General features: G+C 73.3%; 20 protein-coding genes. 8 read left to right on the forward strand and 12 right to left on the reverse strand.

The features are described 5' to 3' along the window. Positions 1–40: 40 nt before the first annotated feature. The 5 genes from ACH4DX_RS32280 to ACH4DX_RS32300 all read left to right on the forward strand — a co-directional run bounded on the left by ACH4DX_RS32280 (position 41) and on the right by ACH4DX_RS32300 (position 6,216). Entirely contained in the window at positions 41–1,891 is a 1,851-nt protein-coding gene (locus ACH4DX_RS32280; protein WP_398157747.1) for an ABC transporter substrate-binding protein, read from the forward strand. A gap of 123 nt (positions 1,892–2,014) precedes the next feature. After that, positions 2,015–3,094, forward strand: a complete 1,080-nt coding sequence (locus ACH4DX_RS32285) for an ABC transporter permease (protein WP_398157748.1) — start codon at positions 2,015–2,017, stop codon at positions 3,092–3,094. Then, a complete protein-coding gene (locus tag ACH4DX_RS32290; RefSeq protein WP_398157695.1) occupies positions 3,091–4,059 on the forward strand; it encodes an ABC transporter permease in 969 nt (322 codons plus the stop codon). Before ACH4DX_RS32285 ends, ACH4DX_RS32290 begins: the two co-directional genes overlap by 4 nt. Further along, the gene (locus ACH4DX_RS32295; RefSeq protein WP_398157696.1) at positions 4,056–5,051 is read left to right on the forward strand and encodes an ABC transporter ATP-binding protein; all 996 of its coding nucleotides are present in this window, start codon (positions 4,056–4,058) and stop codon (positions 5,049–5,051) included. The genes ACH4DX_RS32290 and ACH4DX_RS32295 overlap by 4 nt, the downstream gene beginning before the upstream one ends. 130 nt (positions 5,052–5,181) lie before the next feature. After that, a complete protein-coding gene (locus tag ACH4DX_RS32300; protein ID WP_398157697.1) occupies positions 5,182–6,216 on the forward strand; it encodes an ABC transporter ATP-binding protein in 1,035 nt (344 codons plus the stop codon). Positions 6,217–6,425: 209 nt separating this feature from the next. Here ACH4DX_RS32300 and ACH4DX_RS32305 read toward each other — a convergent pair whose 3' ends face one another. From ACH4DX_RS32305 to rimP, 9 genes are all read right to left on the reverse strand, one after another. Further along, complete coding sequence (locus ACH4DX_RS32305; protein ID WP_398123092.1) at positions 6,426–7,376, reverse strand: bifunctional riboflavin kinase/FAD synthetase; 951 nt, start codon at positions 7,374–7,376, stop codon at positions 6,426–6,428. Positions 7,377–7,514: 138 nt separating this feature from the next. Further along, positions 7,515–11,111, reverse strand: a complete 3,597-nt coding sequence (locus ACH4DX_RS32310) for a serine protease (RefSeq protein ID WP_398157698.1) — start codon at positions 11,109–11,111, stop codon at positions 7,515–7,517. Positions 11,112–11,791: 680 nt separating this feature from the next. Further along, complete coding sequence (truB, locus tag ACH4DX_RS32315; protein WP_398157699.1) at positions 11,792–12,703, reverse strand: tRNA pseudouridine(55) synthase TruB; 912 nt, start codon at positions 12,701–12,703, stop codon at positions 11,792–11,794. Beyond that, positions 12,700–13,212 carry a 30S ribosome-binding factor RbfA gene (rbfA, locus tag ACH4DX_RS32320; RefSeq protein ID WP_398123090.1) on the reverse strand — a complete coding sequence of 171 codons (513 nt, stop codon included), beginning with the start codon at positions 13,210–13,212 and terminating at the stop codon, positions 12,700–12,702. Before rbfA ends, truB begins: the two co-directional genes overlap by 4 nt. A 122-nt stretch (positions 13,213–13,334) precedes the next feature. Then, positions 13,335–13,631, reverse strand: a complete 297-nt coding sequence (locus ACH4DX_RS32325; protein WP_058845524.1) for a DUF503 domain-containing protein — start codon at positions 13,629–13,631, stop codon at positions 13,335–13,337. 237 nt (positions 13,632–13,868) lie between these two features. Beyond that, entirely contained in the window at positions 13,869–17,009 is a 3,141-nt protein-coding gene (gene infB, locus ACH4DX_RS32330) for a translation initiation factor IF-2 (RefSeq protein WP_398157700.1), read from the reverse strand. 145 nt (positions 17,010–17,154) lie between these two features. Next, positions 17,155–17,454 carry a YlxR family protein gene (locus tag ACH4DX_RS32335; protein ID WP_398123088.1) on the reverse strand — a complete coding sequence of 100 codons (300 nt, stop codon included), beginning with the start codon at positions 17,452–17,454 and terminating at the stop codon, positions 17,155–17,157. Between the two features lie 160 nt (positions 17,455–17,614). After that, positions 17,615–18,649: a transcription termination factor NusA gene (nusA, locus tag ACH4DX_RS32340; protein ID WP_398157701.1), complete on the reverse strand. Its 1,035-nt coding sequence runs from the start codon at positions 18,647–18,649 to the stop codon at positions 17,615–17,617. A 2-nt stretch (positions 18,650–18,651) separates the two neighbouring features. Next, on the reverse strand, positions 18,652–19,161 hold the full coding sequence (gene rimP / locus ACH4DX_RS32345; RefSeq protein ID WP_398157702.1) for a ribosome maturation factor RimP: 510 nt from the start codon (positions 19,159–19,161) through the stop codon (positions 18,652–18,654). Positions 19,162–19,411: 250 nt separating this feature from the next. Here rimP and ACH4DX_RS32350 point away from each other — a divergent pair, with 250 nt between their 5' ends. From ACH4DX_RS32350 to ACH4DX_RS32360, 3 genes are all read left to right on the forward strand, one after another. Further along, positions 19,412–19,948 carry a hypothetical protein gene (locus ACH4DX_RS32350; protein ID WP_398157703.1) on the forward strand — a complete coding sequence of 179 codons (537 nt, stop codon included), beginning with the start codon at positions 19,412–19,414 and terminating at the stop codon, positions 19,946–19,948. A gap of 68 nt (positions 19,949–20,016) precedes the next feature. Then, a complete protein-coding gene (locus ACH4DX_RS32355; RefSeq protein WP_398157749.1) occupies positions 20,017–20,448 on the forward strand; it encodes a ferritin-like domain-containing protein in 432 nt (143 codons plus the stop codon). Positions 20,449–20,595: 147 nt separating this feature from the next. After that, positions 20,596–21,516 (forward strand): aminoglycoside phosphotransferase family protein, encoded by a 921-nt coding sequence (locus ACH4DX_RS32360; protein ID WP_398157704.1) that lies wholly within the window; start codon positions 20,596–20,598, stop codon positions 21,514–21,516. A 156-nt stretch (positions 21,517–21,672) separates the two neighbouring features. Here ACH4DX_RS32360 and ACH4DX_RS32365 read toward each other — a convergent pair whose 3' ends face one another. From ACH4DX_RS32365 to ACH4DX_RS32375, 3 genes are all read right to left on the reverse strand, one after another. After that, entirely contained in the window at positions 21,673–23,367 is a 1,695-nt protein-coding gene (locus ACH4DX_RS32365) for a proline--tRNA ligase (RefSeq protein ID WP_398123083.1), read from the reverse strand. 80 nt (positions 23,368–23,447) lie between these two features. Further along, complete coding sequence (locus ACH4DX_RS32370; protein WP_398123082.1) at positions 23,448–23,996, reverse strand: GNAT family N-acetyltransferase; 549 nt, start codon at positions 23,994–23,996, stop codon at positions 23,448–23,450. 214 nt (positions 23,997–24,210) lie between these two features. Continuing rightward, positions 24,211–25,059, reverse strand: a complete 849-nt coding sequence (locus ACH4DX_RS32375; RefSeq protein WP_398123081.1) for a GNAT family N-acetyltransferase — start codon at positions 25,057–25,059, stop codon at positions 24,211–24,213. Positions 25,060–25,128 lie beyond the last annotated feature (69 nt).

The raw sequence follows: 25,128 nt of genomic DNA on the forward strand, positions 1-25,128 counted from the left end.
CGCGTGGACACCCTCCTGTTATACAAATTATCACCTGGCAATAACACAAACCCCCCCCCCCCCCCCCCGCCCCGGGCGGCCGCTCCGGGGGGCAGCCGCCGCGGCCGCCGCGCTCACCCTCACGGCCGGCCTGGCCACCCCCCTCAACCCGGCCCCCCAACAGGCCGAGGCCAAGGACGACGGCAAGAAGACCCTCACCGTCGCGGTGGCGCAGAGCGTCGACTCGCTCAGCCCGTTCATCGCGCAGCGTCTGCTCAGCACCAGTGTTCACCGGCTGACGTACGAGTATCTGACGAACTACGACCTCAAGGACAACCACGCGGTCCCGGCGTTCGCCACGAAATGGGAGCCGTCGGCGGACAAGCTCACCTGGACGTACACCATTCGGTCGAATTCCAAGTGGTCGGACGGGAAGAAGGCCACCGCGGAGGACGCCGCCTGGACATTCAACAAAATCATGTCCAAGGAAGGCACAGCCACAGCCAACTCCAACTTCGTCACCAATTTCAAGAAGGTGACGGCCCCCACCCCCACCAAACTGGTCATCGAACTCAAGAAGCCGCAGTCGACCATGGCGGCCCTGGATGTCCCGATCGTTCCCCGGCATGTCTGGGAGAAGGTCGACGACATCTCGAAGTTCAACAATGACAAGGATTTCCCGGTGGTCGGGAACGGCCCGTTCGTGCTGTCCGACTTCAAGGTCGACCAGTACGTGAAGCTCAGGGCCAACAAGAACTTCTGGCGGGGCGCGCCGAAGTTCGACGAGCTGGTCTTCAAGACGTACAAGGACCAGGATGCCGCCGTCGCGGCGCTCAAGAAGGGCGAGGTGTCCTTCGTGGCGGGCCAGCCGGCCCTGACGCCCGCGCAGGCGAACGGCCTGAAGGGCGAGCCGGACGTCAAGGTGAACAACGGCCCGGGCCGCCGCTTCTTCGCCCTGGCGACGAACCCGGGCGCACGCACGCAGGACGGCAGGAAGTTCGGCGACGGCCACCCCGCGCTGCTCGACAAGCGGGTGCGCCAGGCACTCTTCCTCTCCGTGGACAGGAAGGCGATCGTCGACAAGGTGTTCCAGGGCAACGCGGTGGAGGGCGCCGGGTACATCCCGCCGCGCTTCTCGGAGTACTCCTGGAAGCCCGCGGCGGACCAGGAACTCGGCTACGACCCGCAGCGGGCGGCGAGGCTCCTCGACGAGGCCGGGTACGAGAAGAAGGGCGGCAAGCGCGTGGGCAAGGACGGCAGGCCGCTGGACTTCCGGATCCTGTGCCACGCGACCGACCCGAACGACAAGGCGGTCGGGAAGTACCTGAAGGAGTGGTGGGGCGACCTCGGCATCGGACTCAAGGTGAACTGCCTCGACGACGTGTCGGTGCCCTGGTACGCGGGTGAGTACGACCTGGCCTTCGACGGATGGTCGGTCAACCCCGACCCCGACTTCGTCCTCGGCATCCACACCTGCGCGGCGCTGCCGGAGAAGGCGAAGGAGAGCGCGGCGACGGACAACTTCCTGTGCGACAAGAAGTATGACGAGCTGTACGAGAAGCAGCTCGCCGAGTACGACCCGGCCAAGCGTGCCGCGCTGGTCAAGCAGATGCAGTCGTGGCTGTACGACTCGGGCTACATGAACGTCATGGCGTACCCGAACGCCGTCGAGGCGTACCGCACGGACCAGATCGAGTCCATCGAAACCATGCCGTCGGCGGCGGGCAACATCTACGGCCAGGACGGCTATTGGAGTTGGTGGTCGGCGGAACCGGCGAGTGGGAAGGGTTCCTCCGACGGTGGGAGCTCGACCGGTGTCATCATCGGTATCGCCGTAGCCGCGGTGGTGCTGGCAGGCGGCGGAGCCCTGTTCGCCATGCGCCGCCGTTCGACAGCAGACGACCGTGAGTGACGGGTGACCGACCATGCCGCGTACAAGCACGAGTGACCACACCACCGCACCCAGGCACAGCACCCGGCACAACCCCACCACGAGTGCGCCGTGACAGCCGCGGACAACAACCCGGCGGCGATCCTGGCCGCCGAGGCCGAAGCGGCACGGACGGACCGGGAGGCGCCCGGCGGCCCGGCCGAGCAGGCGGGACCGCGAGGGCGCCGCGGCCCGCGGACGCGCGACACGAGGGCCTACCTCCAGTATGCGGCGGGCAAGCTGGGCGGCGCCCTGGTGTCGATGTTCGCGGTGCTCGTGACGAGCTTCTTCCTGTTCCGGCTGATCCCCGGCGACCCGGTGAAGCAGATGACGGGCGGCCGCCGCGTGTCGAGTGAGCAACTGGCGGCGATGCGGACGGAGTTCGGCCTCGACCAGCCGGTGTGGCAGCAGTTCACGGACTACTGCGGCAACGTCCTGACCGGCGACTTCGGCACGTCGTACCAGTTCCGCGCACCGGTGCTGGACAAGATCACGGAGGCGCTGCCCGCGACGCTGTGGCTCACCGGAACGGCGTACGTCCTCTACACGCTGATCGGCATCTGGCTGGGAACGCGCACGGCCTGGCGCAACGGCCGCCTGGGCGACCGCTTCCACACGGGCCTGGCGCTCACCCTGTACTCGGTGCCGTCGTTCTGGCTCGGCCTGCTGCTCATCATCACGTTCTCGGTGGGGATGGGCCCGCTGCCGGGCCTGTTCCCGACGGGCGGGATGGAGAGCGGCGACGAGAGCGGGTTCGCGTACGTGGTGGACGTGGCGCACCACATGGTCCTGCCGGTGCTGACCCTGGTCGCGGTGGGGTACGCGCAGACGCTCCTGGTGATGCGGTCGTCGCTGCTCGACGAGATGGGCAGCGACTATCTGACGACGGCTCGGGCGAAGGGGCTCAGGGACGACCTGGTGCGGCGCAGGCACGCGGTGCCGAACGCGCTCCTGCCGACGGTCACGCTGATGTTCGTGAACCTGGGCACGGTGGTCGCGGGCGCGATCCTGGTCGAGACGGTGTTCTCCTGGCCGGGGCTCGGCGGGCTGTTCTACCAGGCACTGAGCGTGCCGGACCTGCCGCTGGTGCAGGGGCTCTTCTTCGTCTTCGCGACCGCGGTGATCCTCATGAACACGGTGGCCGACGTGATCTATCCGCTGCTCGATCCCAGGGTGGGCCGATGACGACCGAGGCGGCATCAGTTCCGGCGCCGCAGGAGCCGGACGACACGCGTCAGAAGGAGCCACCGCAGGAGGAGAGGAGCCCACGGGCCCTGGCCCGGGCCCGCAGACGCCACTCGGCGGCCCGGTTCTGGCGGGAGTACCGCACGCACCGGGCGGGAGTGATCGGGCTCGCGGCGCTCGTGCTGATCGCGCTCGCGGCGCTGGGCGCGCCGCTGCTCGTGGGTGCGGACGCGCAGAGCGTGACGCGGGCCCCGGGCGAGGCCATGCGGGCGCCGAGCGGCGAGTTCCCGCTCGGCACGGACCAGTTCGGGCGGGATCTGCTCGCGCTGCTCGTGTGGGGCGCGCGGATCTCCCTGACGGTGGGGCTGCTCGCGGCGTTCCTGTCGGTGGCCATCGGTACGGTCGTGGGGATCACGGCGGGCCACTTCCGGGGCTGGTACGCGACGGTGATCATGCGGATCACGGACTGGTTCCTGGTGATGCCGACGCTGGTCCTCGCGATCGCGCTCGCGTCCGTGCTGGACCGTTCCGTCTGGACGATCATCCTGGCGATCGGGGTGACGACGTGGCCGACGACGGCCCGTCTGGTGCGCGCGCAGACCCTCGCGGTGGAGTCCCGGCCGTACATCGAGCGGGCGCGGGCGCTCGGCGGCGGGCACGGGCACATCATGGCCCGGCACGTGCTGCCGAACGTGATGCCGCTGGTGCTCGCGCAGACCACGCTCGTCATCTCCAGCGCGATCCTGACCGAGGCGACGCTCGCGTTCCTCGGGCTCGGCGACCCGACGGTGGTGTCGTGGGGCGGACTGCTCCAGGACGCCCGTGAGGCGGGCGCGGTGAGCGCGGGCGACTGGTGGTATCTGGCGCCGCCCGGCATCGCGATCGCCGTGGTCGCGCTCGCGTTCACGCTGTGCGGGCGTGCCGTGGAGTCCGTGCTCAACCCGAGGCTGGGGGTGTCCCGGTGACCGCTGCCGGACTGCTGGACGTACGGAACCTCACCGTGACGTACGCGACGGGTGCCGCCGCCGTCCGCGGCGTCGACCTCTCCGTGGCCGCGGGGCAGAAGCTGGGCGTGGCGGGCGAGTCGGGCTGCGGCAAGTCCACGCTGGCCCTCGCGCTGCTGCGGCTGCTGCCCGCGGGGACGGAGGTGACCGGCGAGATCCTGCTCGACGGTGAGGACGTGCTCGCGATGAAGTGGGGGCGGGTGCGCGCGGTGCGCTGGGCGGGGGCGTCCATCGTGTTCCAGGGCGCGATGCACTCGCTGAACGCGGTGCACCGCGTCGGCGACCAGATCGCCGAGCCGATCGTGCTGCACAAGAAGGCGACGCCCGCGGGCGCGAGGAAGAAGGCCCGCGAGCTCCTCGAACACGTGGGCCTTCCCGGGGCCCGCGCGGACGCCTATCCGCACGAGCTGTCCGGCGGGCAGCGCCAGCGCGTGATGATCGCGATGGCCCTCGCCTGCGACCCGCGGCTGATCATCGCGGACGAGCCCACGACGGCCCTGGACGTCATGATCCAGGCGCAGATCCTGCGCCTCATCGAACAGCTCGTCGCCGACCAGGACCTGGGCCTTGTCATGATCAGCCACGATCTGGCGGTGCTCTCCGACACCTGCGACCGGCTCGCGGTGATGTACGCGGGCCGGGTGGTGGAGGAGGGCCCGGCGCGGGAGGTGTACGAAAGGGCGCGGCATCCCTACGGCAAGGCCCTTTCGGCGGCGTTCCCGCGCATCGGGGACCTGTCGTCCCGGTTCGCGCCGCGCGGCCTGCCCGGCGACCCGCCCGACCCGTCGGCGCTCCCGTCCGGCTGCACGTTCCATCCGCGGTGTGCCGTGGCCCTGGACATCTGCGCCACGCAGGACCAGGTGCTGCGGGTCGCGGGTCCCGCGCGCCGGGCGGCGTGCGTGCACGTGGGTGCGCCGGAGCGGCCGGACCCGGCAGCGGAGGCAGCACGATGACCGGCGCCCGCGCCCACGCGCCCCGCGCGCCGGGACCCGCGTACGCCGTACCGCCACCGTCCCGCGCCGCACACGCCCCGGCGCACACCGCGAACCAGCCGCCCGGGTCCCCGGCCGCGAGGAGCAGCGCATGACGACCGAAGCGACCGCAGGGACCGCCGCGGAGCCGGGCGCGGGCACGCCCCTGCTCTCGGCCTCCGACCTGCACATCACGTTCCCGGGGCGCCGGGGGGCCGACCCGGCGCGCGCGGTGGACGGCGTGGACCTGGACATCCGCCCGGGCGAGATCGTCGCGCTCGTCGGCGAGTCGGGCTGCGGCAAGACGACGCTCGCACGGTCCCTGCTCGGGCTCGTCCCGCCCACGTCCGGGCGGGTCAGGTTCGGGGGCGAGCCGCTGGACTACCGCAGCCGGGCCCTGAAGGCGTACCGCAAGCGGGTCCAGCTCGTGCTCCAGGATCCGAGCGGTTCGCTCAACCCCCGGCACACGGTGTACGAGGCCGTCGCCGAGGGGCTGCGCATCCATCGCTACGGCGGTGACGAGCGGGCCGCGGTCGGTGCGGCGCTCTCCCGGGCCGGGCTGCGGCCGCCGGAGCGGTTCTTCCTGCGCTACCCGCACGAGCTGTCCGGCGGGCAGCGCCAGCGCGTGGTCATCGCGGGCGCCCTGGTCCTGGAGCCGGAGCTGATCGTCGCGGACGAGCCGGTGGCCTCGCTGGACGCGTCCGTGCGCGGCGAGATCCTCGCGCTGCTGCTGCGGCTGCGCGGGGAACTCGGCCTCTCCGCGCTCGTGGTGACCCACGACCTGGGTCTGGCCTGGAACATCGCCGACCGGGTGGCGGTGATGTACCTGGGCAGGATCGTGGAGACCGGAGCGGTCGAGCGGGTCCTCACGGACCCTCAGCACCCCTATACGCAGGCCCTGTTGTCCGTGTTGCCGGAGGCCGAGGGGGAGCCGGTGGTGCTCACCGGGGAGCCGCCGGATCCGTCCCGGGTGCCGGCCGGGTGCCGGTTCCACGCGCGGTGCCAGGTGCTCGCCGGGGGCGAGGCGGAGCGCGCCGGGGTCGCGGAGGACTGCCGCACGCGGGACCTTCCGGTGCTCTCCGGCTCCGCCGGGGCGCAGGTCGCCTGCCACTGGGCGCGTGCCCGGGGTGACCTGGGGGTCGGCTGAGCGTCGATCGCCCTTCGGGCTCGTTCTCGATCGCCGGACGTGCTGATCGAGCCCGCCGGTGGACGGCCGATTTCAGCCCGTCCGGCGTTTGAGGACGAGGCGCGGAGCGCCGACGAAGGGCTGGGGTCCAGGGGGCGCAGCGCCCCTGGTTACGGGAAAGGGGCGGGCCTGGGGCGCCCCGCGAGGGCACAGCCCCACCCCCGGGAGGCTCAGGCGTGCGTCGCGTCGATCAGTTCGCGGGACTTCTTCACGTCGTCCGCCATCGCGACCAGGAGCTGGTCGATGGAGTCGAACTTCGCCTGCCCGCGGACGAAGGCGAGGAAGTCGACGGCCACGTGCAGGCCGTAGAGGTCGAGGCCGACGCGGTCGATGGCGTAGGCCTCGACCGTGCGCTCGGTGCCGTCGAACGTGGGGTTGGTGCCCACGGAGATGGCCGCGGGCATCGCCTCGCCGTCGGCGTGCAGCCACCCCGCGTACACACCGTCGGCGGGAATCGCGGTGTGCGGCAGGGTCTCGACGTTGGCCGTGGGGAAGCCCAGTTCACGGCCGCGCTGGGCGCCGCGCACCACCACGCCCTCCACGCGGTGCGGGCGGCCGAGGATCTCGTGGGCGCCCGCGACGTCGCCCTCGGCGATGAGGCGGCGGGTGAGCGTGGACGAGAACGGCTGTCCCCCGCCCGCGTTGCCGCTCACGTACAGGTCGATGACCTCGACCGCGTAGTCGTAGGTGCGGCCGAGCTCGGCGAGGACCTCGACGTTGCCCGCGGCGCGGTGGCCGAAGCGGAAGTTGGGGCCCTCCACGACGACCTGGGCGTGCAGCTTGTCGACGAGGACCTTCACCACGAAGTCGGCGGGCGACAGCTTCGAGAACTCGGTGGTGAAGGGCAGGATGAGGACGGCGTCCACCCCGAGCTCCGCCATCAGCTCCGCGCGCCGGTGGTGCGGCGCGAGCAGCGGCGGGTGGCTGCCGGGCCGCACGACCTCGCTGGGGTGCGGGTCGAAGGTGACGACCACCGCGGGCACGCCGAGCTCGCGGGCGCGGGCCACCGCGCGGCCGATGATCAGCTGGTGACCGCGGTGCACGCCGTCGTAGGAACCGATGGTGACGACGCTGCGCCCCCAGTCCTGGGGGATGTCCTCCAAGCCACGCCAGCGCTGCACTGTCTTCGCTCCTCGCCGAACCCGTGTAGGTATCCGTGTATCCGTACGCGCGTACGTCTGTACGTTCACTGTCGATTGCGCAGGTCTAAGACTGCCATGCCGACAGATTGTCGACCGCATCGGCCGGGGTGGCGGACCTCACGCCGACACCGGCACGGCTCCCGCCGACCGCGCCACGGTACGCCGGGCGCTCGGCCCCACCAGGGCGGCCCAGTCGTCCGGGGCGTCGGTGAGCCATGTGGTCAGGCGGGCCGCGAAGCCCGGCACGCGCTGCGCGAGGTCGATGAGGACGCGGTCGGAACGGGTGGCTCCGTCCGGGGTGCGGCCGAACAGCAGGACGGCGCGGCGCACCAGGTCCCGGTCGCCCTCGGCCCCGCCGCCCCGGCCGCCGACCGCGCGGAGGAGTGCCTCGAAGACGGGGTGCTCCCGCTCACCGGCGAGCAGCAGGTCGAGCAGTTCGCCCCGCAGGGGCCGCGAGACGGGGATGCCCGGCGCGGCGAGGACGGGCGCGAGCGCAACCCGCACGTCCACGCCCCGGCCCCGCAGCAACCCCGCGACCAGCGGGAAGAGTTCGTCCCGCACGGCGGCGCCCCGTTCGAGGCGCAGGTCCACGTACGCCGCGGCGTCGGCTGCGGCACGCGGGCACCGCTCCACCTGGTCCTGTACGAGCTCCGCGACGCGCCGCGCGAGGGCGGGCGACGTCACGTGGGCGAGGCTGCGCAGGATGTCGCCGGTGCCGGTGTCCCGGGTGCGCAGGCGGGTCCGGAAGGCGGCGAGCACGGGCTCGGGGTCGCCGGCGAGCGCCACGGCGAGTGCGCTCGCGGGCAGGCTGGGGTCGCCGTCGGCGAAGCGCTTCAGGGCGCGCGGCAGATGGCGGGCGCGGGAGTACGGGTCGCGTACGAGGAGGGCGAGGGCGACGCCGTGCAGGGCGTCGTCGGCGGAGTGGGAGAGCAGGGCCTGGGCGGCGTACCGCAGGAGGCGGCGGTCGGCCTCGCCCGTGATGTGCGGGGCGGTGCGCGGCGCGTACACGGCGGCGGCGATGCGGCGGGCGGGGCGCGCGTCGTGGGCCCAGCGGTCGACGGCGCGGCAGAGCGCGGACGGCTCGTCCTCGGTGAGCGCGCCGAGCAGCTCGTCGGCGCGCGGGTGGGCGCAGTCGATCAGGGCCTCGGTCAGGTCGTCGACGGCGTGGTGCCGGTGGGTGTGGAGCAGGGCCTGGGCGGCGGAGGCGACGGTCGCCTCGGGCGCGGCGCGCAGGGGCCGCTCGTCGGCGAACCAGCGGGTGAGGTGGCGCTGTACGGCGGCGGGGTCGGCGGCGAGGCGCTCGGCGACGGCGTCCAGGCAGCGGCGTCCGGTGCCGGGCGGGCCGTCGTGCACCACGACGGCCCGCAGCAGCTCGTACCGCACCGCCTCGGGCAGCCGCAGCGCGAGCCAGAAGTCGGGGCCGAACTCCCTGCGGGGGGCGATCCGTTGCAACAGGTCGCCGTACGGGGACGCGTCGGGCACTCGGAGCAGCGTCTCCCGCAGCAGGTACCGGGCCCACCACGTGGCGTCCTCCGCGCCGGACGAGGGGGTGGGACGGGGTGTGGATGGGGGGCCCGGCGTGGACTCGGGGGAGGTATCGGACGGTGGCTCGGACGCCGACAGCGCCGACAGCGCCACCAGCGCCGACAGGAGATCCCCCAGCCGTACCCCCAGCTCGGCAGCCCCGCGCTGTCGTTCCAGTTGGAGGAGTGCCTGGAGGACCGGCCCCGCCCGGTGGCGCGGCACCGGGAGCGGTCTCGGCGCGGGGACGGCGGTGCCGGGCTGCGCGTACCGCAGGACCAGGGACGTCAGGGCCCCGTCCACGTCCAGGTGGAGGCCCTGGACCCAGTCCCCCACCTCCTCGTGCGCGAAGCGGTAGCCGCCTCCGGCCGGGACGAGGAGGCCCTCGCTGAGGACCGCGGAGGCCCAGCCGGTACAGGTGTCGAAGCCCATGCCGGGCAGGGCGCCCCACGGGAAGACCTCCTCGAAGGCGGCGCGGTCGAGCTGGCCCTGGCCGGGGCCGAGGCAGCGTCTGGCCGCCTCGTGGACCTGCCCGGACACCTTCGCCGCGAGCCGCCGCACGGCACGCCCGCGCAGCCCGCTCTCGGCGGCGAGGCGGACGGCGACCCGCAGGCCGAGCAGGTCGAGGTAGGCGGCGAACACGTCCTGCCGGGTGGGCTGCCCCGTGGGGCCGTCGGGGAGCGCCGACGCCACCTCCGAGAGCAGCCGCAGCACCAGTGGGTGGCGGGCGTCGGCGTCGGCGAGCACGCCGTCCGGGATGCCGAACCGGGCACGGGCCCGCCGCGCCTGCGCTTCCGGCAGCTCACCGAGGCGCACACAGCCGACGAGCCCGGCGTCCGCCCCGCCGCCCGCGTCGCTGGCCGCCCCGCCGTCCGCGCCACTGGCCGTGCCGCCGTCGGGGCCACTGGCCGTGCCGCCGTCCGCGCCACTGGCCGTGCCGCCGTCGGGGCGCGGCGGGTGGAGAAGGGCGGGCGGGAAGTGGGCGCCCGCCTCCTCCCAGTACTCGGCCCGGCACGCCACCACGAGCCTGGCGCCGGTGTCGCGCAGCCAGCCGGCCGTCCCCGTGCTCCAGGCGGCGAGGCGGTGCGCGAGCACGGGCGGCATCTCCTCGGGGCCGTCGAGCAGCAGCATCAGGGGCCGCCCCGCGTCCCGCAGCAGCCGGGCGACGCGGCCCGCCGAGATGTCCCCGAGGCCCTCGTCACCGCCCGCCGTGGTGTCCGATGCGGCGAGGATGCGCCCGGCCCGCTCCAGGGCGCGGGCGACGGCGTCGGCCACGGACGTGTCGGCGTCCCGCAGGTCGGCGCCGCGCAGCCACAGGGTGGGTGCGGGCTCGGCGCCACGGGCGCGGCGGGCGGCGAGCGCGGTGAGTTCCGTGGTGCGGCCGGTGCCGGGGTCGCCGACGAGGCCGAGTACCTGTGCGGGCCCCGCGGTGAAGCGGGCGAACTCCCGTGCCGTGTCGGGTCGTTCGACGGGGCCGGGGTCCAGGGCGCCGGGGCCGTCGGAGCCGACGGAGGTGGCCGTGAGGTGCAGGGCACCCGCCAGGTTCAGGTCACGGCCGTAGCCGGGGACGGTGGCGGCGTTGCGTTCCAGGAGGCGGGCGAGCGGCCCGTCCGGATAGGCGGCGGCCGCGGGGGCCAGCGGCACGGCGAAGCCCGCGGCGCGGTGCGACGCCTGTAGGGCGGTGGCGACGACGGCCACGACGGCGCCCGTGGCGGTGTCCACGACGGGCCCGCCAGCGGCGCCGCCGCCGAGCCGCAGCGCGTCCGCGCCGTCCGTGCCGATGGCCAGCTCCAGGGCGTCGTCCAGGAGGTGGAAGCGGTCGGTCGCGGTGTACGTGACGGCGGCCGGGGCGAGGACCCTGGCCTGCCGCCAGCCGCAGGCCGCGACGCGTACGTACGCGCCGACGGCCACCGCACCGCGGGCGGTGACGGGCAGCGGGCGCAGGCCGAGTCCTTCGGTGCGGACGAGGGCGAGGTCGGACTCCGGCAGCGGGGTGACGGCGTCGTCGGCGACGAGGCAGGTGCGCTCGCCCGCCGCGTGCAGCACCATGCGGGCGAGTCCGTCGACCGCTTCGTGGCTGGTGATCACCGTGCCGTGCTCGTCGGCGGCGAAGCCGTGACCGCGCGGGCGCCCCGCCGGATCGCAGATCCGCACCAGGGCCCGCTCGGGCTCCCGCCAGCCCCCCGGCCCCACCGCCCACGCCCCGGAACCGGAATTAGCACCAGAACCAGCACCAGCACCAGCACCAGCACCAGCACTGAGACCAATACCGACGCCGACACCGACAACACGATCACCAAGACCGCCCCGCTCACCGGACCCGCCCCGCTCGCCGCGGCCCCTGTCGCGGTCGCCCCGAACGCTCACGTCCCGCAAGGCCCCCACCTCACCCCGGGCACGCACGTCACCCCGGTCGCCCGGACCTCCCCGGTCGCCCGGACCTCCCTGGCCGACCCGGTCGCCCCGGGTATCCCGGTCACCCCGGACATCTCGGTCGCCCCAGGTGTCCCGGGCCTCCCGGTCGCCCCGGATCCGCGGGCCCCGTCCCGCCATGCTCGAACCTCCCAGCCGCGCCCCGTTCTTCGACCGTAGGTCGGGGATGATCAGCTGGACAGAACACGAGCCGAACGCGCCCCCTTCCACTCCCTCGGTTCACTCCGAGCGCTGGTCCGAAGGGGTGAATCCGCAGACGGGGGTGGATAGACCTTCAGTGGGGGAAGCCGGTGGGGGCCGGCGGGGGAGCCAAGTGGGGGACTGTGGAGCGGCGGACCACCGCCCGCCGCTCCACGCACCGCCCACCGCACTGCGAGCAGGGCAGGACGGGGCAGGCAGGGCGGCGGGCAGCAGGGCACGGCGAGTGAGGTGGGCGGCCGTCAGAAGGTGGCGAGGCTCTTCGCCTTGCCCTTGGACTCCTCGGCCAGGACCAGGAAGCGCCCTTCAGGGCCGTAGACGGCCACGGGCCCCGCGCCCGCGTACTCGTCCGGCATCTCGATCCGTACGCCGTTGCCGAGCAGCCGCGCGCGCCGCTCGTCCACGTCCCAGCGGGGGAACGCCGCGGCGGCGGCATCGGCGACCGGCATCACCGTCAGCTCCTCCTGGAGCTGGTCGATGGTGCGGGCGATATCCAGCTTGTACGGGCCGACGCGGGTGCGCCGCAGCGCCGTGAGGTGGCCGCCGACACCCAGATCCGCGCCGAGGTCGCGGGCCAGGGCCCTGATGTACGTACCCGATGAGCAGACGACGGACACGACGAGGTCGAGGACGGGGGTGCCGTCGTCGGCGACCGCGTCCCGGATGTCGTACACCTGGAACGAGGAGACCCTGACCGGGCGGGCCGGGATCTCGAAGTCCTCGCCCTGCCGGGCCCGCGCGTAGGACCGCTTGCCGTCGATCTTGATGGCGCTGACCTTCGACGGGACCTGCATGATGTCGCCGGACAGCTTGGCGATGCCCGCGTCGATGGCGTCCCGCTTGACGCCGGAGGCGTCGGCCGACCCCGTGGTCTCGCCCTCGGCGTCGTCCGTCACGGTGGACTGGCCGAGGCGGATCGTGCCGAGGTACTCCTTCTCGGTGAGGGCGAGGTGGCCGAGCAGCTTGGTGGCGCGCTCGACGCCGAGCACGAGGACCCCGGTCGCCATCGGGTCGAGGGTGCCCGCGTGCCCGACGCGGCGGGTCCTCGCGATGCCCCGCATCTTGGCGACCACGTCGTGCGAAGTGAAGCCGGACGGCTTGTCGACGATGACAAGGCCGTCCGGCGTGGTCCCACCGGTACTGCGTGTGCTCATCGGGAAGCGTCGCCGTCCTTGTCCTGACCGGCGCCGTCCGCGGTCCCCGCCGCGCCGTCCGCCGTCTCGGCGGCGTCCTCGTCGGCGTCCTCCGGCTTGCGGTACGGGTCGGCGCCGCCCGCGAAGTCCGCGCCCGCGGAGGCCTCACGGACCTTCGCGTCGGAGGCGCGGGCCCGGTCGAGGAGGTCCTCGATGGCTCGTGCGTTGTCCGGGAGGGCGTCCGCCACGAAGGTCAGCGTCGGCGTGAACTTCACGCCCGCCGCGCGGCCGACCTCGGAGCGGAGTACGCCCTTGGCGCTCTCCAGGCCCGCGGCGGCCGCCGCGCGCTCCTCGTCGTCCCCGTAGACCGTGTAGAAGACGGTCGCCTCCCGCAGGTCACCCGTGACCCGGGTGTCCGTGATGGTGACATGTGAGCCGAGCCGCGGGTCCTTGATCCCGCGCTGCAACTTCTGGGCCACCACCTCTCGGATGAGGTCCGCCAGCCTCTTCGCCCGCGCGTTGTCGGCCACTGCTCCGTCTCCTTCTGTGCTGTGCTCGCCGCTGGTCGTTCAAGTCGTGCAGTTGTACAGGTCGTGCGAGTCGTTCGGGTCGTACAGGTCGTGCAGGTCGTTCCGGTCGTCGTGCAGGTCGTTCAGTCGTCATCTTCGCCGTGGAACCGCCGCCGTACCGAGAGCAGCTCCACTTCGGGCCGGGCGGCGACGAGCCGTTCACACCGGTCCAGTACGTCCGTGACGTGCCCCGCGTCCCCGGAGACCAGCGCGAGGCCGATCTCGCTCCTGCGGTGCAGTTCCTGATGGCCCACCTCCGCCGCGCTCACCGCGTACTTCCGCTGGAGTTCCGCCACGATCGGGCGGACGAGGGAGCGTTTCTCCTTCAGCGAATGTACGTCGCCGAGGAGCAGGTCGAAGGACAGAGTCCCCACATACATATGTGTGCCGGATGACCCGCCGGTGCGGGATCGCGCCCTGCGCACGGTTGGCAGGGTCACCTGAACCGTACAACGAGCGAGCACTCCCGCTCGACGGAGTTTCGCCGCAGGAAGAGCCCGTCCGGCGTTTGAGGACGAGGCGCGAAGCGCCGACAAGGGGGCAAGGGGCGAAGCCTCCTAAACGGGGGTCGGGGGCCACCCGGGGAAAACCCCGGGCGCCCCCCGACCCCGCACACGCTAGCCCCGCGGCTTCTCACGCATCTCGTAGGTGGCGATGACGTCGTCGACCTTGATGTCGTTGAAGTTGCCGAGGTTGATACCGCCCTCGAACCCTTCGCGGATCTCGGTGACGTCGTCCTTGAAGCGACGCAGACCCTCGATGTTGAGGCTCTCGGCGATGACCTTGCCATCGCGCAGGAGCCGGGCCTTGGTGTTCCGCTTGACCTCGCCGGAGCGGATGAGCACACCCGCGATGTTGCCCAGCTTGGACGAGCGGAAGACCTCGCGGATCTCCGCCGTGCCGAGCTCGACCTCTTCGTACTCCGGCTTGAGCATGCCCTTGAGGGCTGCCTCGATCTCCTCGATGGCCTGGTAGATCACCGAGTAGTAGCGGACGTCGACGCCCTCGCGCTCCGCCATCTGCGCGGCACGGCCTGCCGCGCGGACGTTGAAGCCGATGACGATGGCGTCGGAGCCCATCGCCAGGTCGATGTCCGACTCGGTGACCGCACCCACACCGCGGTGCAGGACGCGGATGTCGACCTCTTCGCCGACGTCCAGCTGGAGCAGGGAGGACTCCAGGGCCTCGACGGAACCAGAAGCGTCACCCTTGATGATGAGGTTGAGCTGCTGGATCTCGCCGGCCTTGAGCACCTTGTCCAGGTCCTCGAGCGAGACACGGCGCACGCGCTTGGCGAACGCGGCGTTGCGCTCACGGGCGGCACGCTTCTCGGCGATCTGACGGGCCGTACGGTCCTCGTCGACGACCAGGAAGTTGTCGCCGGCGCCCGGGACGTTGGTGAGACCGAGGACGAGGACCGGGGTCGAGGGACCCGCCTCCTCCACGTTCTCGCCCTTGTCGTCGAGCATCGCGCGGACTCGGCCGTAGGCGTCACCGGCGACCATCGTGTCACCGACGCGGAGCGTTCCGCGCTGGACGAGGACGGTCGCGACGGCGCCGCGGCCCTTGTCCAGGTGGGCCTCGATCGCGATGCCCTGCGCGTCCTGCTCCGGGTTGGCCCGCAGGTCGAGCGAGGCGTCCGCGGTCAGGACCACGGCTTCGAGCAGCTGCTCGATGTTGAGGCCCTGGCGCGCGGAGATGTCGACGAACATCGTGTCGCCGCCGTACTCCTCGGCCACCAGACCGAACTCGGTGAGCTGACCGCGCACCTTGGTCGGGTCGGCGCCCTCGACGTCGATCTTGTTGACCGCGACCACGATCGGCACGTCGGCCGCCTTGGCGTGGTTCAGCGCTTCGATCGTCTGCGGCATCACACCGTCGTTGGCCGCGACCACGAGGATCGCGATGTCGGTGGACTTCGCACCACGGGCACGCATGGCGGTGAACGCCTCGTGACCGGGGGTGTCGATGAAGGTGATCGGACGCTCTTCGCCGTTGACCTCGGTCGCGACCTGGTAGGCACCGATGTGCTGGGTGATGCCACCGGCCTCGCCCGCGACCACGTTGGTCTTGCGGATCGCGTCGAGGAGCCTGGTCTTGCCGTGGTCGACGTGACCCATGACGGTCACGACCGGCGGACGGGACATGAGCGCCTCTTCGCCGCCCTCGTCCTCGCCGAACTCGATGGAGAACGACTCGAGCAGCTCGCGGTCCTCCTCCTCGGGGCTGACGATCTGAACCGTGTAGTTCATCTCGTCGCCGAGGAGCTGGAGCGTCTCGTCGGAGACGGACTGCGTGGCCGTGACCATCTCGCCGAGGTTCATCATCACCGCGACGAGCGACGCCGGGTTGGCGTTGATCTTCTCGGCGAAGTCGGTGAGGGAGGCACCGCGCGACAGGCGAACGGTCTCGCCGTTGCCGCGAGGCAGCATCACGCCGCCGACCGACGGGGCCTGCATGGCCTCGTACTCCTGGCGCCTCTGCCGCTTCGACTTGCGACCGCGACGCGCGGGACCGCCGGGACGGCCGAAGGCGCCCTGCGTGCCACCGCGGGCACCGGGACCGCCGGGACGGCCACCGAAGCCGGGACGGCCGCCGAAGCCACCGCCGCCGCCGGGACGACCGGCACCGCCGCCACCGCCCGGACCACCGGGACGGCCGGCGAAGCCGCCGCCGCCACCACCGGGACCGCCGGGACGACCGGCGAAGCCGGGACGGCCACCGCCGCCACCGCCGCCGGGACGACCGCCGCCGCCGGGACCACGGCCACCGCCGGGGCCACCACCGGGACGCGGGCCCGCGGCGGGACGCTGCGGCATCATGCCCGGGTTGGGACGGTTACCCGCGGGACCGCCGCCGGGACGCGGCGCCTGCGGGCGCGGCATGCCGCCGGGGGACGGACGGGCGCCGCCCTGGCCCTGCGGACGGGGAGCCCCCTGGCCGCCGCCCTGACCGCCCTGCGGACGCGGGCCGCCGCCGGGCGCGCCGGGGCCGCCCTGGCCACCGGGGCGCGGGGCGCCGCCGGAACGGGGCGCCTGCGGGCGCGCCATGCCGGTGGAGCCGCCGGAGGTGAAGGGGTTGTTGCCCGGGCGCGGTCCCGCGGGACGGCCACCGGGACGGGGGGCGCCACCCTGGCCGCCGGGGCGCGGCGCGCCCTGACGGTCACCGCGGTCGCCGCGCTCACCGCGGTCGCCGCCGCGCTGGCCCTGGCCGGGTGCCGGACGGGCACCGGGCTTCGGGGCACCCGGACGGGCGCCGGGGCGCGGGGCCGAGGGGGCCTGCGAGCCGCCGCCGGACGACGCCGCGGGAGCGGCGGGCGGGGCGGTGAACTCGGGCGCGGCCGGGGCCGGCGCGGCCGGAGCCGCGGGGGCCGGCTTGGGCGCCGGCGGCTTCGGACCCGGGCGCGGGCCCGGGGCAGCCGGGGCGGCCGGCCTGTCGGCGGCGGCCGGCTCGGCAGCGGCCGGCTTGTCGGCGGCAGCCGGCTTGGGGGCCGGCGGCCTGGGCGCGGCGGGCCGCGGGGCCGCCTGCGCCGGGGAGGGGGCGGCCGGCTTGGCGGCAGCCTTGCGCGGGGCGGGCTTGGCGGACTTGCCGGAGCCGTTGCCCTGCTGGAATGCGTCAGTCAGTTTGCGTACCACGGGCGCCTCGATCGTCGAGGACGCCGAACGTACGAATTCACCGAGTTCCTGGAGCTTGGCCATGACGGCCTTGCTCTCCACTCCGAACTCCTTGGCGAGTTCGTATACCCGGACCTTAGCCACTTCGCTCCTTTTAGGTCCGGGTTACGCCGGACCGTCGCTACTTCATGGGCGTACTCATCGCGTGCTCATCGAGTGCTCATCGCAATCTCGACCTACTTCCAACTCGCGGGGTACCAGGGCCGCACGGGGTTCCGTACGACACGTCTTACGGTGTTGCCTGCTGGGCAACGGTCTCGGCTGCCTCGACATTCCCGCGCAGTTCCGCGGTGTCGAGCGCTCCCTGGGCCCTCAGGGCCCGGGGGAACGCCCGGCGCCGGAGCGCCAGGTCGAGACAGACCAGGGCGGGGTGCACATAGGCACCCCGGCCGGGCAGCGTACCGCTTGGATCGGGGACGCAGGCGCCCTCGACCGCCACGATGCGCAGCAGCTCGCTCTTGGCCGCTCGCTCCCGGCATCCCACACACGTGCGTTCAGGGCATGCGCGGGCATGCGTCCGGCCAGACACGCTTAAGTCTACCTCCCCGCACCGACCTCACCCCTTTGGGGCAGAAATCGAACGACTGTTGTCTTGATCAGTACCTGGCCGGGTGCGGCCGGCCATGGCACTCCGGGGCGGGGCCGCGCCGCGATCCGTTCCGCGAGCGGTCCCGCGACCCGTCCCGCGATCAGTGCTCCGCGTCGGGCCCGGAGTCCCCGGAGCGGCCGGATCGCGCCGGTCCCTCGGGCACCTCGGTGTCCGGACGGATGTCGATGCGCCAGCCGGTGAGCCGGGCGGCGAGACGGGCGTTCTGGCCCTCCTTGCCGATCGCCAGCGAGAGCTGGTAGTCGGGCACGGTCACGCGGGCGGAGCGGGCGGCCAGGTCCACGATCTCGACCTTGCTGACGCGGGCCGGGGAGAGCGCGTGGGCGACCATGTCGCCCGGGTCCTCCGACCAGTCCACGATGTCGATCTTCTCGCCGTTGAGCTCGCCCATGACGTTGCGCACCCGGCTGCCCATGGGGCCGATGCAGGCGCCCTTGGGGTTCAGGCCCGAGCGGGTCGAACGGACCGCGATCTTGGTGCGGTGTCCGGCCTCGCGGGCGATGGCGGCGATCTCCACCGAACCGTCGGCGATCTCCGGCACCTCGAGGGCGAACAGCTTCTTGACCAGGTTCGGGTGGGTGCGCGACAGGGTCACGGACGGGCCGCGGACGCCCTTGGCGACCCGGACGACGTAGGAGCGCAGGCGCATGCCGTGCCGGTACTCCTCGCCGGGGACCTGCTCCTGCACGGGCAGGATGGCCTCCAGCTTGCCGATGTCGACCAGGACGTTCTTCGGGTCGCGGCCCTGCTGGACGACACCGGTGACGATGTCGCCCTCGCGGCCCGCGTACTCACCGAGCGTCGCGTCGTCCTCGGCGTCGCGCAGCCGTTGCAGGATGACCTGCTTGGCGGTGGTGGCGGCGATGCGGCCGAAGTCGGACGGGGTGTCGTCGAACTCCTTCGGCTCCTGGCCCTCCTCCAGGTCCGCCGGGTCCTCCGTCGCCCACACCGTCACATGGCCGCTGTCGCGGTCCAGCTTCACGCGGGCGCGACGGAAGCTGCCGTCGGTGCGGTGGTAGGCGATGAGGAGGGCCGACTCGATCGCCTCGACGAGGAGGTCGAAGGAGATCTCCTTCTCCCGTACCAGACCCCGCAGGGCACTCATGTCGATGTCCACGGCTACGCCTCCTCCTCTTCCTTCATGTCCTTCTTGTCCTTGCGGTTGAACTCGACCTGCACACGCGCCTTGTCGATCCCGTCGAAGGCGAGGCGGCGGGACGTGGGCTTGCGGCCCTTCACGCCGGGCACCTCCAGGTCGAGGCCGTCGTCGTCCACGGTGAGGATGCGGGCGACGAGCTCGCCGCCCTCCTTCAGCTGGAACTTCACCAGGCGGTCCACGGCGCGCACGTAGTGGCGGTGCTCGGTCAGGGCGCGCTCGGCGCCGGGGGACCCGACCTCCAGGTCGTACTCCCCCTCGCCCATGGCGTCGCTCTCGTCGAGCCGCGCGGAGAGCAGGCGGCTGACTTCCGCGATCGTGTCGAGGTCCACGCCGTCCTCGGAGTCGATGACGACTCGCAGCACTCGCTTGCGTCCGACCGGGGCCACTTCGATCTCTTCGAGATCCAGACCCTGGGAGCTGACGAGCGGTTCAAGAAGTTCTCGCAGCCTCTCGCTCTGGGTGGTGCTCATCCGGGTGACTCCTCGGCCGCGTGTGCTGTTGTGGGATTGTCGCGTGTCAGGTCAAAGGGTATCCGGTCCCGGAGGGTGTTGCCGTCACCCGCCGGACCGCGGAACGCCCCGGGATCGAGCGGGTCGCACAGACATCGAGCCGATCGCGCGTACGAGGACAGAGCGCAGGTACGGTGATCACCGACACAGGGCCTGTCGCCCGCCTCCGCCCCTCGTGCCCTCGCGGCCCACCTTTCCGAGGACGTCTGCCGTGCCGTCGTATGTCACCCCTTCGAGGTCCCGCCCCGGCCCGCGCAGACGGAGCCTGCTCACCGGCGCCGCCACGGCGGCCGCGGCCGGGAGCACGCTGCTGCTCGCCGGGTGCTCGGGCTCCGACACCGCGAGCGACGGACGCGCGTCCGCCGAGAGGCGGGTACGCGCGCGTGCGGCGCGGGACAGCGCCGAGCTGCTGCGCCGGTACGACGCCGTGCTCGCGGCACACGCCTCCCTGGCGGACCGCGTCCGGCCGCTGCGGGCGGAAGTGGCACGGCACGAGAAGGCGTTCGGCGGCACCCGTCCGCCCGCGAGCAGCGCCGCCCCCGCCCCCTCATCGCCGTCGGCGCGGCCCGTCGACGTGCCGGACGGCAGGAGGAGCGCGCTGCGGTTCCTCGCCACGGCGGAGCGGGACCTCGCCGACCGCCGCGGCAGGCAGCTCAAGGACGCGCCCGCCGAACTCGCCCGGCTGCTCGCGTCCGTGGCGGCGGCGGGCGCGGCGCACGCCTACCTGCTGACGGAGGACGACAAGTGAGCCGAGTGAGCCGAGCCGCGCGGGACGCGGCGCGGGCCGAGGAGCGGGACGACGCCGAGGGCGGGGGCGTGCAGGCCGAGCTGAAGGCCGTGCAGGCGGCGCTGCGGGCCGAGCACGCGGCCGTGTACGGGTACGGGGTCGTCGGCGGCCGTATCGGCGCGGGGCGCAGGGCGGAGGCCCGTACGGCCTACGACGCGCACCGGGCGCGCAGGGACGAGCTGCGGCGGGCGGTGCGCGATCTCGGCGGCGAGCCCGAGTCCTCGGCGGCCGCGTACGCGCTGCCCTTCCCGGTGCCGGACGCGGCCGCCGCCGCGCGGCTCGCGGCCGAGCTGGAGGAGCGCGTGGCCGGGGTCTACGCCGACCTGGTGCGGGCGGCGGGCGGTACGCGGCGCTCGGCGGCGGCCGAGTCGCTGCGGGAGGCGGCGGTGCGGGCGGCGCGGTGGCGTGGCGGGAGCGTAGCCTTCCCAGGGCTCGCGGAGCGGTCGGGCGCGTCCGGATGACGCCCCGGTGTCGCCGCGCGGGCCCGGTGCACGGACGCCCCCGGGGGTGGCCGGGCCCGTCGGCGTGACGGCGCCACCACGTACGCATGCCCTCGGGCAGCCGGGACACGAACGCCTTCGGGCGGCCGGGAAGGGAACACCTCGCGCATGGCTTTCGAACCGCCGCCGCGCCTCGTCCGTGCGCTCGGCGAGACGCCGCGCGACACCGCCACCGACGACTGGCTCCACCGCCTGCCCGACCTGGTACGGGACGCGGTGGCGCGCCGGGATCTCGCGGTCGAGCGGGTCCAGGTGCCGGGCGGTCGCAGCAGCCTCGTCGTGCTCGTGAGGACCCGCGAGGACACGCCCGCCGTGCTCAAGCTGGTGCCGCCGCGGTCGCGGCCGGACAGCGAGCGGGCCGCCATGGCGCACTGGGGCGGTCTGGGGGCCGCGCGGCTCCTCGACGACGGTGCGGGTGCCGAGGCCGACGGAGCGCTCCTCGTGGAGCGGCTGCACCGGGATGTGTCCGTACGGTCGCTGCCCGAGGCCAAGTCGATGCTGGAGGCCGCGGGGACGCTGCGGCGGCTGTGGGTGCCGCCGCCCGCGGGGCACCGGTTCGAGAGCGTCGCGGAGCGGACGGGGCGGCAGGCCGAGGTGATGGCCGCGTGCGCGGACCCCGACGTCCGGCCGCTGGTGACCGCCGCGCTCGCCGCCCGCGATGAGCTGCTCGGCTCGGTGCCCGCGGGGCCCGGGGGCGGGGTGCTGCTGCACGGGACGTTCCGGCAGAGCAAGGTGCTCGCCGCCGAGCGGGTGCCGTGGCTGGCCGTGGGGCCCGATCCCGTGGTGGGTGAGCCCGCCTTCGACCTGGCGCGCCTGGTGCGGGACCGGGTGGAGGACCTGATCGCCACGCCGTCCGGGGCGGGGGTGACGCGGCGGCGCGTCAAACGGCTCGCCGAGTCCCTGGAGGTGGACGCCGAGCGGCTGCGGGGGTGGACCCTCTTCCGGGCCGTCGAGTCCGGCGTGCGCGCGCTGCGCGTGGGGCGCGCCCAGGACGCGGAGCTGCTCCTGGAGTTCGCCGGCTGGCTGTGAGCCCGCGTGGGACGCCCCAGGCCCGCCCCTTCCCGAAACCGGGGCTCCGCCCCAGACCCCGCTCCTCAATCGCCGGAGGGGCTGTTGAGAGCCCGTCCGGCGATTGAGGACGAGGCGCGGAGCGCCGATACGGGGTCTGGGGCGGAGCCCCAGGTCCTACGCCGACAGGCGGGCGATGGCCTCCGCCACGGTGAGTTCCTCCCGCTCACCGGTGCGCCGGTTCTTGAGCTCCAAGACCCCCTCCGCGGAGCGGCGCCCCGCGACCAGGATCTGCGGGACACCGATCAGCTCGGCGTCGGTGAACTTGACGCCGGGCGAGACACCGGCCCGGTCGTCGACGAGCACCCGCACCCCGGCGGCCCCGAGCTGCGCGGCCACGTCGAGGGCCAGCTCGGTCTGCACGGCCTTGCCCGCGGCGACGACGTGCACGTCGGCGGGAGCGACCTCCTTGGACCAGCAGAGCCCCTGCTCGTCGGCGGTCTGCTCGACGAGCGCGGCGACGGCGCGGGAGACACCGATGCCGTAGGAGCCCATGGTGACGCGGACGGGCTTGCCGTTCTGGCCGAGGACGTCGAGCTGGAAGGTGTCGGCGTACTTGCGGCCGAGCTGGAAGATGTGGCCGATCTCGATCGCGCGGCCCAGCTTCAGGCCCGCGCCGCAGGCGGGGCAGGGGTCGCCGGCCTCGACCACGACGACGTCCAGGTAGTCGTCGACCTCGAAGTCACGGCCGCAGACGACGTTGCGGGCGTGGGTGTCGGGCTTGTTGGCACCGGTGATCCAGGAGGTGCCGGGGGCGACGCGCGGGTCGGCGATGTAGCGGACCTTGCCGAGGCCCTGGGGGCCGACGTAGCCGCGTACCAGGTCGTCGCGGCCCTCGAAGTCCTCGGCGGTGACCAGCTCGACCGCGGCGGGGGCGAGGTGCTCGGCGAGCTTGCCGAGGTCGACCTCGCGGTCGCCGGGCACGCCGACGGCGACGATCTCGCCGTCGACCTTGACGAGGAGGTTCTTGAGGGTGGCGGAGGCCGGGACGCCCAGGTGCTCGGCGAGGGTCTCGATGGTGGGGGTGTCGGGGGTGTCGAGTTCCTCGGCGGCGGCGTGCCCTTCGACGGGCACCGGCTTCAGGGCGAAGGTCACGGCCTCGGTGTTCGCCGCGTAGTCGCACTCGGGACAGTCCACGAAGGTGTCCTCACCGGCGGGCGCGGGCGCGAGGAACTCCTCGGACGCCGAGCCGCCCATGGCGCCGGACACGGCGGACACGATGCGGTAGTCCAGGCCGAGGCGCTCGAAGATGCGCTGGTAGGCGCCGCGGTGCAGGGCGTACGCCTCGGCGAGGCCCTCGTCGGAGGTGTCGAAGGAGTACGAGTCCTTCATCTGGAACTCGCGGCCGCGCAGCACACCGGCGCGGGGGCGGGCCTCGTCGCGGTACTTGGTCTGGATCTGGTAGAGGATCACCGGCAGGTCCTTGTAGGACGAGCACTGGTCCTTGACGACCTGGGTGAAGATCTCCTCGTGGGTGGGGCCGAGGACGTAGTCGGAGCCCTTGCGGTCCTTGAGGCGGAACAGCAGGTCGCCGTACTCCTCGTAGCGCCCGCTCGCCTCGTAGGGCTCCTTGGGCAGCAGGGCGGGGAGCAGGACCTCCTGGCCGCCGATGGCGTCCATCTCCTCGCGCACGACGCGGGCGACGTTCTCGTAGACCTTCTTGCCGAGCGGCAGCCAGGTCCAGATGCCCGCGGCGGTGCGGCGTACGTAGCCGGCGCGCACGAGCAGCTTGTGGTTGAGCGTCTCCGCGTCCGCCGGGTCGTCGCGCAGTGTCTTGACCATCAAACGGGACATGCGCTGGACCTGGGCCATGATGAACTCCTGCTACGAAAAGTGTGGTGCGCGCAGGTTAGCCCCGGTGAGCGCGCACCCGGAAATCCGTTTCCCGGCCGTCAGTCCCGCGCGGGGCGCGCGAGCGGCAGCGGGGCGCCCATCACGGCGTACGGCTTGGGTGCGCTCGGGAAGAGGACGTTGCACGCCAGGTCGGTGTAGCCGAGCGCGCGGTACAGGCCGCGGGCGGGGCTCTCGGTGTCGATGGCGGAGAGGATCGAGCGGGGCTCGGCGGCGGTGTCCGTGATGGTGGTGATCAGGGCGCGGCCGATGCCGCGGCCCTGGTGGCCGGGGTGTACGTGCAGCTCGGTGATCACGAAGGAGTCGTCGAGCCAGTCGTCGAGGCCCCAGCCGCGGAGGTAGGGCTCGACGACCGTGGACCACCAGTGTCCGCGGTCGTTGGGCATGCCGTAGACGAAGCCGACGAGCCGCCCGTCGCCGGTGGTCGCGCCGTACGCCCGCGCCCCGGGGTAGGTGAGGTGGCGCAGGACGATCTGGTGGCGTACCGCGATCTCGTCGTCGCTGAGCCCGAAGGCGAGGGCCTGCACGCGCAGCGCGTCGTCCACTCGCTCGGCGAGGTCCAGGGGCCCGATCACGACTTCGTCCGTCATGCGGGCACCCTACTTCGCCGGTGCCCCGTCGGGGGCGCGGGGCTGTATCGATGTGCGGCTCCGCCGCGTGGGCGCGACCAGCCACGAGAAAGCCGCAGGCGCGTCTGCCGGGCAACTGCGCAGACGCGTCTGCGGCTTGTCGCGCGCTGAGCGCGCGGTTCCCCGCGCCCCCGACGGGGCTCCCCCGACCGGAAGTGTCCGATGGCCGCGAGGTTCAGAACAGGACGCTCATGAAGGCGCCGACTTCCTTGAAGCCGACCCGGCGGTAGGTGGCGCGTGCCGCCGTGTTGAAGTCGTTGACGTAGAGGCTGACGAGGGGCGCCACGTCCGCGAGGGCGTACCGCAGGACGGCGGCCATGCCGGGGGCCGCGTACCCCTGCCCCCGGTACTCGGGCGCCACCCACACGCCCTGCACCTGGCACGCCAGGTCCGTCGCGGCGCCGATCTCGGCCTTGAAGACGACACGGCCGTCGGCGTCGAGGCGGGCGAAGGAGCGTCCTGAGCCGACGAGTTCGGCGACCCGGGCCTGGTAGAGCAGTCCGCCGTCACCGGCGAGCGGGGAGATGCCGACCTCCTCGGTGAACATCGCCACGCACGCCGGCATGATCGTCTCCATCTCGTCCTTGCGGACGCGGCGGACGTACGGGTCGGGCGCGATGTCATCGGGGAGCCGTTCGGCGACCATCAGCGGCTGCTGGGAGCGGACCTCGCGGGCCGGGCCCCAGGACGGTTCGAGCAGCCGCCACAGCCGGGCGGTGGCCTCGGCGGGGCCGACGATGGAGGAGCAGCGGCGCCCCGCCCTGCGGGCCCGGTCGGCGAAGCCGCGCACGGCGCGGGGGGTCGCGCAGATCGGGACGAGGTTGGCGCCCGCGTAGCACAGGGACTCCAGCATGCCGTCCTCGTACCAGCCCCACATCTCGCCGCCGAGGCGCCACGGGTCGAGGCCCGCGACGCGCACCCGGGCGGTGACGAAGGCATTGGCGACCGGCTCGCGGTCGAGTACCGCGAGCGCCGCGTCCAGGTCACTCGGTTCGAGGACCCTGGTGGTGGTCTGGGTCAACACGTGCGGGGGCCTCACCATACGGTCTGCTGATCTCCGCACTGTACCTGGCGGGATTGTCTGCTGCCGCCC

Origin of the sequence: Streptomyces sp. NPDC017940, from assembly GCF_044328435.1 — a bacterium.
Lineage (GTDB): Bacteria > Actinomycetota > Actinomycetes > Streptomycetales > Streptomycetaceae > Streptomyces.

Coding starts and splice junctions, on each gene's coding strand:
- ACH4DX_RS32290 (WP_398157695.1), top strand. CDS start 3,091: ATGACGACCGAGGCGGCATCAGTTCCGGCGCCGCAGGAGCCGGACGAC.
- ACH4DX_RS32300 (WP_398157697.1), top strand. CDS start 5,182: ATGACGACCGAAGCGACCGCAGGGACCGCCGCGGAGCCGGGCGCGGGC.
- truB (WP_398157699.1), bottom strand. CDS start 12,703: ATGAGCACACGCAGTACCGGTGGGACCACGCCGGACGGCCTTGTCATC.
- ACH4DX_RS32325 (WP_058845524.1), bottom strand. CDS start 13,631: ATGTATGTGGGGACTCTGTCCTTCGACCTGCTCCTCGGCGACGTACAT.
- rimP (WP_398157702.1), bottom strand. CDS start 19,161: ATGAGCACCACCCAGAGCGAGAGGCTGCGAGAACTTCTTGAACCGCTC.
- ACH4DX_RS32360 (WP_398157704.1), top strand. CDS start 20,596: ATGGCTTTCGAACCGCCGCCGCGCCTCGTCCGTGCGCTCGGCGAGACG.
- ACH4DX_RS32365 (WP_398123083.1), bottom strand. CDS start 23,367: ATGGCCCAGGTCCAGCGCATGTCCCGTTTGATGGTCAAGACACTGCGC.
- ACH4DX_RS32370 (WP_398123082.1), bottom strand. CDS start 23,996: ATGACGGACGAAGTCGTGATCGGGCCCCTGGACCTCGCCGAGCGAGTG.